A 6,671-nucleotide genomic window follows, 5' to 3' on the forward strand; every position below is an offset into this window, starting at 1 on the left:
CCCAGGCGCTATCAGGAGATGTTCGGGTCGAACGTGAAGATGACCAGTGATCCCAGGGAGATCACCAGGAACGCCGACACGTACAGCAACATCTTCAGCCAGAACCGGGTCTGTGGCCGCTCAGCGTAGTCATTAATGACGGTGCGTAGGCCATTGCTCCCGTGCAGTTCGGCCAGGACGAGCATGAGCAGGTCCCAGGTCCGCCAGAACGGTGAGGCCCAGCGGCCCGCGACGAAGCCGAAGCCGATCCGCTGCACACCGCCGTCAAGAATGTTCATGATGAACAGGTGGCCGAGCACCAGGAAGACCAGCAGGATCCCGGAGACCCGCATGAACAGCCACGCGTAGAGCTCGAAGTTCGTCCGCGCCTTGGTGCGTACGGGCCGGCGTTGTGGGCTGCGTGGCGCCTCGATGGCCGGGGCGGCCGCGCCGTCGATCGTTGTCGCCATCAGGACGCGCTCCCGAACAGGCTCTCGACCGTGTGCTTCAGCATGTAGTAGGTGCCCGGAACGACCAGGATGACCCACAGCACGATCTCGGTGTACAGCATCTGGCGCTGGAAACGGGGGCCGGACGCCCAGAAGTCGATCAGCACGATCCGGATCCCGTTGAGCGCGTGGAAGAGAACCGCCGCTACCAGCCCCACCTCCATCAGGTTCACGATCGGGTTCTTGTAGGTCGCGATCACGGTGTCGTAGGACGATGGGGACACCCGCACCAGCGCGGTGTCCAGGACGTGGGCGAACAGGAAGAAAAAGATCAGTACGCCCGTGATCCTGTGAGCAACCCAGGACCACATACCCTCGCGGCCGCGGTAGAGCGTGCCCGCTGGTGCCTTCGGCACTGAAAGCTCCTCCGGACCGGCCTTCCGAGAGGCTGGTCCTGATGATCCGTCCGATGACTCATGGTGGCTTGTCCGGCCAAAGATGGCACGGCTGCCATGGCGCCCGCCAGTTCATGAGCATGGCCCAGAGGCCGCGCTCGAGCCGATGATCCGGGCAGTGATCTGACGGGCAGGCAGCTCGCGTCACCGAGGAACCAGGGCACCCGGAGACATCATGATGTGGACGACGGTTTGTGTGCACCCGATGCTAGTGCTGGCCCCCTGGCGGGGCATGCCGGCTTCCGTGACACTTAGGTGAGGTATGTCACAGATAGTGATCGTCTTCATTGTGTGATGAAGCGTTCTGAAGGGTAAAGGGCTGCCCTCAGGGACCCCTGTCACAGGTGCGGCAGCGCGGCATCAGGTGCGCCCGTCAGGTGGTGGCGGTGGCGGTGGGTTGGTGGGTGGCGACGCGCTGGGGGTCGAGGCCGTCGGGCCTGGGTCCGTCGGCTGGATCTGGGTTGGTGTCGGGGCCGGGCTGGTCGGGCTCGCACCCACCTGCGTCGGCGAGGGGGTCACGGGCTGCGCCTCGGTCGCGGTCGGTAGCGGCTCGGCCGGCGTGCTCGCTACGGGTGGTGACGATGGGCGGGAGGTGGGGAGCCTGTCCACCCCCACCGGGGCTTTCGGGCTGGGCACGGGCGCGGAGGGGTCGACGCTGCGCTGCCCGGCCGCCCCGCTCGCCGACGGGCTGGTGCCCCCACCGGGCTGCAGCTGCACGTCGGTGCCGGAACCCGAGCGGAGCAGCGCGCCGACCACGAGCGCCACACATACGGCCAGGGACGCGGCCACCGCCGCGACCGCGCCGCGGTGCAGGGGAGTTCCGTCACGCCACCAGTCGGTTGACGTTCTTCCGTTCCCCAGGTGACCATGAGTTGTGCTGTTGCCGGCCGGGCCCATGACACCGCTGGTGACCGGTAGCAGACCGTCATCGGGGTCGTCCTGGTTGCCGACACCGTACCCGCCGAAGTCGAACGGGGGCGGGGTGAACCGGTTGCCGGCCAGGGTGGTCGCGGCCGAGGTGTCCAGCAGCGGGGCGCCGCCGGTGCGCGTCCGGACCGCCACCGCGGTCACCGGCTCCTCAGGCATGCCAGGACGGTCATGGTGCGCGGGCGCCGCCGGGGCGCCGGCCGCCCGGCCGGTGCTCGGCGCGTCCGCTTCCGCCGCCGCGGCGGCGACCGTCCGCCTGGCGACCAGCGTTCCGGCCTCGGCCGGGTCCTCGGCCGGGTCCTCGGCCGCGCCGCCGGCCACCGGCCCGCCGTCCTTGGCCGTACCGCTCACCGACCGGTCCATGGTCACCAGGTCGGCCGCGGGCGTCCCGGTGGCGGAGGGAGCGATCTGCGGGCCGTGCGCCCGCGCGTCCTCGTCGGATGCCGGATCGTCGCCGGCATGCTCCTCGGCGTCCACTGCGGGCCCGGCGCCGGCCTTCCCCTCGGTCACCGGTTCCGCGTCGGATCCGGTGACCGACGCCGGTACGGGTACGGCCCCGCCCGCGACCGGGCGCAGCCGCCGGCGTACCTCGGCCACGTCCGGCCTGCTCTCGGCCGGCCGGTCGAGCAGGTCGGCGAGCAGGCCACGCAGGGGGCCGGCGAGCTGGAACGGGCGCCGGCGCCCCTCCACCACGGCGGTCAGGACGGCGTAGGTCTCCGGCCCCTCGAACGGCGGCTGCCCCTCCACCGCCGCGTACAGCGTGGCGCCCAGCCCCCACAGGTCACTCGCGGGGGTGCCGGAGGAGCCCCGCACCCGTTCCGGGGCGATGTAGGCGGGGGAGCCGACGAGCGCCCCCGTGCCGGTGAGGGTCGAGTCGCCGTCGGTGGCCGCGATGCCGAAGTCGGTCAGCCGGACGTGGCCGTCCCGGCCGAGCAGGACGTTGCCGGGCTTGATGTCACGGTGCAGCACACCCGCCGAGTGGGCGGCGGCGAGCGCCTCGGTGAGCGTCAGCCCGATGGCCGCCACCTGGTCGGGCGGCAGCGGCCCCTCGGCCCGGATGACCTCGCCGAGGCTGTCGGCGTCCACCAGCTCCATGACGATCCAGTGGCGTTCGGCCTCCTCGACCACGTCGTAGACGGAGACGATGGCCGGGCTGTTCAGCCGGGCGAGGGCGCGGGCCTCCCGCAGCACTCTGGCCCGCAGCCCGTCGCGCTCGACCTGTGAGCCGGTGTGCGGAATCAGAATTTCCTTGACCGCGACCGGGCGCTGAAGAAGCTCGTCCTCACCGCACCAGACGACACCGGCGCCACCTCGCCCGATTGGAGTATCCAGACGGTAACGCTGAGATACATATCGGGGTGTGTTGTGGCGCGCGGAGTCTCCGGGCGGTGGTGCCGATCTGGCCATCGCCGTCAAGTCTTGCAGATGCACGGGCGGACGTGCAGACAGCCCTCAGCCGGCCCGGCCCGGCGCGCATGGCCGGCACCGGCCAGGAACGGCCCGGAAGAGGCCCGGAACGGCCCGGAAGAGGCCCGGAAGATGGTCAGGGGCCGGGCCGGAACGTCGAGAAAAGCTGCCACATCAACGGAAGGTCCGTTTCCCAGCGGGAGTCCGCGGTACGCCAGTACAACGCGTAGCCATGGCCATTGCGCACAAATCCCCGGTTGAGAACGTGCACCGTCTTCCCGCCGGATGTGTGCGTGAACTCCCAGTCCGCCTGGATCGCCCCGTCGCCGCCGTCAGCCGGCGCGATCTTCACCCGTCGGTAGTCGGGCACCTGGGCGCGCAGGTCGTCCTCGTGCGCCGTCCAGTCCGTCAGTGCGGAGGGATTGGCCCGCGCGGTGATGTCGATGTGCAGGTATGCGCCGGTCTGCGGATTGGTGAAGTTCCGTCCTTCGTTTCCTGGGGCGGGCCGTTCCTCCCAGCCCTCCGGATAGGCGATCGACCAGCCCGACGGGCCGGAGTAGGTACGCCAGCCCGGTGGCGGGGCCACCGGTGTGGTGTCCGGCGGGGCCAGCCCCGGGTCGGCGGTGACCGCTGCGGCCGGAACGCCTGCGTCAGGTGACGGCCGGGTGGAGGCCGGTGGGCCGGTGATCGTGGGAGCGGTCTGGCTCGTGGTGGTCCCGTCCGGGCTCCCCTGGCCGGTCGCGGCCGCTGCCGGCGGCTGGCCCGCTCCTGGCCGGGCCGGATCCGATGCCAGCACCGCCGCGAGGACGATGGCCGTAGCCGCCAGCACCGCCGTGAGGGCCGCGACGATCACGCCGAGGCGCCGGCGGCTGGACCGGCCGCCCGCCGCCGCGCCCGCCGGCCCCGCGACGGCCGTCCCGGCGACCGCCACCGGCCCGGTCGGCCCGGTCGGCTCGGTGACCCCGGGCGTCCGAGCCGGTCCGGGGACCCCGGGCGTCCGAACTGGTCCGGCAGTGGCTGCCGCCGCGGGTGTTCCCGGTGCTGCCGGTGTTGCCGCTGAGCCGGCCGTCCGGGCCGGTCCAGCCGGTTCGGGTGCCTTCGCCGTTCCGGGACGCGCGGCGGGAGGCCGATCCCGTGGGCCTGCCGGCAGGCCCCGCGGGCTGGCCGGCAGGATGGCCGTCTCAGCTGCTCCGGCCGCTGTTTTCGCTGGCCTGGGGGGCGTGGGAGGAGCCTGCTCCCGGGAGCGGGCCGGCGGCGTGGCCGGCTCCTCGGTTTCCCCGACGGAAGGCACAGCCGGTTTGCCGGTGGGGGGCACAGCGGGTTTGCCGGTGGGGGGCACAGCCGACCGCCGGGCGGCGGCGCTTACCGCCGCCCGGATGTCGGGAGCCGGGGCATCAAGTGTCGGGGCGTCGAGCGCCGCGGCGTCGGTGGAACGGCCGGTCCGCTGGTGACCGGCTCCGGCGCTGTCGGGCGCGGCATCACCGGCGGAGGCGGTGCCGCCGTCGGCCACGGCGCGGCCGATGGCGGGACGGCCGGCGCCGGATCCGCTGGTGGCGGGCGGGCCGGCCGTGGAGCCGCCGGTGGAGGCCGGTGCCGCGTCCACCTGGCTCGCCCCGGCCGTGCGCGCCGGATGTTCCTCAGCGGGGGCGGGGCTCACCGGGATCATGCCCGGCCCCGGTACAACGGCATCCCGCTCGTCGGCCTCGGCGCGGGCGGGGCCCACCGGGATCGCGCCCGGCGCGACGCCGTCGCGGCCCGCCGGTGTCCGCGGCGGACGCTCGCGGTCGGTACGGCCCGCACGGGTGCCCGGCAGCCGCCGGGAGGACTCCCGTTCGCTGACCTTCCGCAGCCGTCGCCGGGCCAGGGACAGCGACGGGCGGTCAGCGGGCCGCACCGCCAGGAGATCGGCGAGAATCGGCGCGAGGGTGCCGGCCAGCCGGAAGGGATGGCGTCTGCCCTCGACGATCGCGGTCAGCGTCGCGATGGCGCTGTCGCGCTCGTAGGGCGCGCCGCCCTCGACCGCGGTGAACAGGGTCGCGCCCAGCGCCCAGATGTCGCTGCCCGGGCCGCCGGCCTCCCCCCGGGCCCGTTCCGGGGCGATGTAGGACGGCGAGCCGAGCAGGATGCCGGTGCGGGTCAGGGTCGGATCCCCCGCGGACAGCGCGATACCGAAGTCCGTCAGCCGGGCGCGCCGGTCCGCGCTGATCAGGACGTTCGCCGGTTTGACGTCCCGGTGGATGATCCCGGTCCGGTGCGCGGCCTCCAGGGCGTAGGCGAGGCTGATGCCGATCCGGGCCACCCGCTCACGCGGCAGCGGGCCCTCGTCGTAGATGATCTCCGACAGGGAGCGGCCCTCCACGAGCTCCATGATGATCCACGGGCGGCCGTCCGCCTCGAGGACGTCGAAGACCGGGACGAGCCCGGGATGCTGGACCCGGCCGGCCGAGCGCGCCTCGCGCAGCACCCGCTGGCGCAGGATCGCCCGCTCGTCGGCGGAGATCGACGGTGGGAGGCGGATTTCCTTGACGGCGACGTCCCGCCGCAGCAGCTCGTCGGTGGCCGCGTACACCACACCGAAACCGCCGCGGCCGAGTTCGGCGCCGAGCCGGTAACGGCCCGCGACGAGCTGGCCGGAATCCGGTTCCCGCCCGGTTTTCGACGTCGGGTGGCGCTCGAGCGGCATCCGGCCGTCCCACCTCCCTGTGGATTTTGCTCGTGGGCATTGCCCGTCCTCTGGACATTGTCCGTGGACGCGGACGCTGCCTGTGAACATGGGCGTTGCCTGTGGACGTGGACGCTGCTCGTGGACGCGGACGCTGCCTGTGGACATTGTCCGTGCTCGAGGACATCGCTCGGCCTACTTCATCACACGTCGACCGCACCGGTTCGGGGCGCGTCGCATACCGGCATCACGGGCTGTCCAGCGGTGGGCGTCCGGCACGGGATATCACGGAAGGTGCCAGACGTACACACCTCCGGTGAGCTCCGGCGGGTGTCCGGTCAGCGACGTCACCGTGTCGCGCAGGTCGTCCAGGTGCCTTGCCGGGCCGAGCACGACCGCGCGCACACCGAGCTCGGCGAAGTCGGCGCGGCTCCGGGCGATCTGTGCCGGGGTCACCGGGCCGGCGGCCCCGTTGTTTTCGATGCCGTCCAGTAACTGTGCTGTTGCTGTCGGTTTTTTCCCGCCCATGTACGCCTTCCCGTCGTGGCCCGGGCCGATGAAGTAGCCGCCCGGCATCGAGAAAGGGAAGTCCGCCGCGGTCTGCCAGGCCATCGCGGTGGTCCGCAGCCCGGTCGGATAGGGCAGGAGAAGCACGTTGGAGCCGGCCGGAAGGGTTCTCACGGCGTCAGTGGTGAAGAACGCGGGCACGTCGGGTGAGCGTTCGACGGCGTACGGCCGAGGAATCAGCGGGAGTACACAGGCCACAGCGAGGGCCACCGCCGCCGGGATACT

The 6,671-nt window shown here is 72.4% G+C and carries 4 protein-coding genes and 1 pseudogene; all 5 read right to left on the minus strand.

Annotated features, from left to right (window positions below; genetic code table 11):
• Positions 1 to 11: 11 nt before the first annotated feature.
• Positions 12 to 449, minus strand: coding sequence for a succinate dehydrogenase hydrophobic membrane anchor subunit (locus AC5LUJ_RS05905; RefSeq protein WP_250285536.1), 438 nt, complete (start codon positions 447 to 449; stop codon positions 12 to 14).
• The gene (gene sdhC, locus AC5LUJ_RS05910) at positions 449 to 844 is read right to left on the minus strand and encodes a succinate dehydrogenase, cytochrome b556 subunit (RefSeq protein ID WP_250285535.1); all 396 of its coding nucleotides are present in this window, start codon (positions 842 to 844) and stop codon (positions 449 to 451) included. The genes AC5LUJ_RS05905 and sdhC overlap by 1 nt, the downstream gene beginning before the upstream one ends.
• Before the next feature lie 399 nt (positions 845 to 1,243).
• Entirely contained in the window at positions 1,244 to 3,217 is a 1,974-nt protein-coding gene (locus tag AC5LUJ_RS05915) for a serine/threonine-protein kinase (protein WP_250285534.1), read from the minus strand.
• 136 nt (positions 3,218 to 3,353) lie between these two features.
• Positions 3,354 to 5,900 carry a serine/threonine-protein kinase gene (locus AC5LUJ_RS05920; RefSeq protein ID WP_493464590.1) on the minus strand — a complete coding sequence of 849 codons (2,547 nt, stop codon included), beginning with the start codon at positions 5,898 to 5,900 and terminating at the stop codon, positions 3,354 to 3,356.
• Positions 5,901 to 6,164: 264 nt separating this feature from the next.
• Positions 6,165 to 6,671: pseudogene (locus AC5LUJ_RS05925) on the minus strand (hypothetical protein); the annotation flags it as partial.

The sequence above is a fragment of the Protofrankia sp. CiP1_Cm_nod3 genome (assembly GCF_982290655.1).

What these genes read in the sequence shown, in the direction of transcription:
- AC5LUJ_RS05905 (WP_250285536.1), bottom strand. Translation starts at nt 449, where the DNA reads ATGGCGACAACGATCGACGGCGCGGCCGCCCCGGCCATCGAGGCGCCA.
- AC5LUJ_RS05915 (WP_250285534.1), bottom strand. Translation starts at nt 3,217, where the DNA reads ATGGCCAGATCGGCACCACCGCCCGGAGACTCCGCGCGCCACAACACA.
- AC5LUJ_RS05920 (WP_493464590.1), bottom strand. Translation starts at nt 5,900, where the DNA reads ATGCCGCTCGAGCGCCACCCGACGTCGAAAACCGGGCGGGAACCGGAT.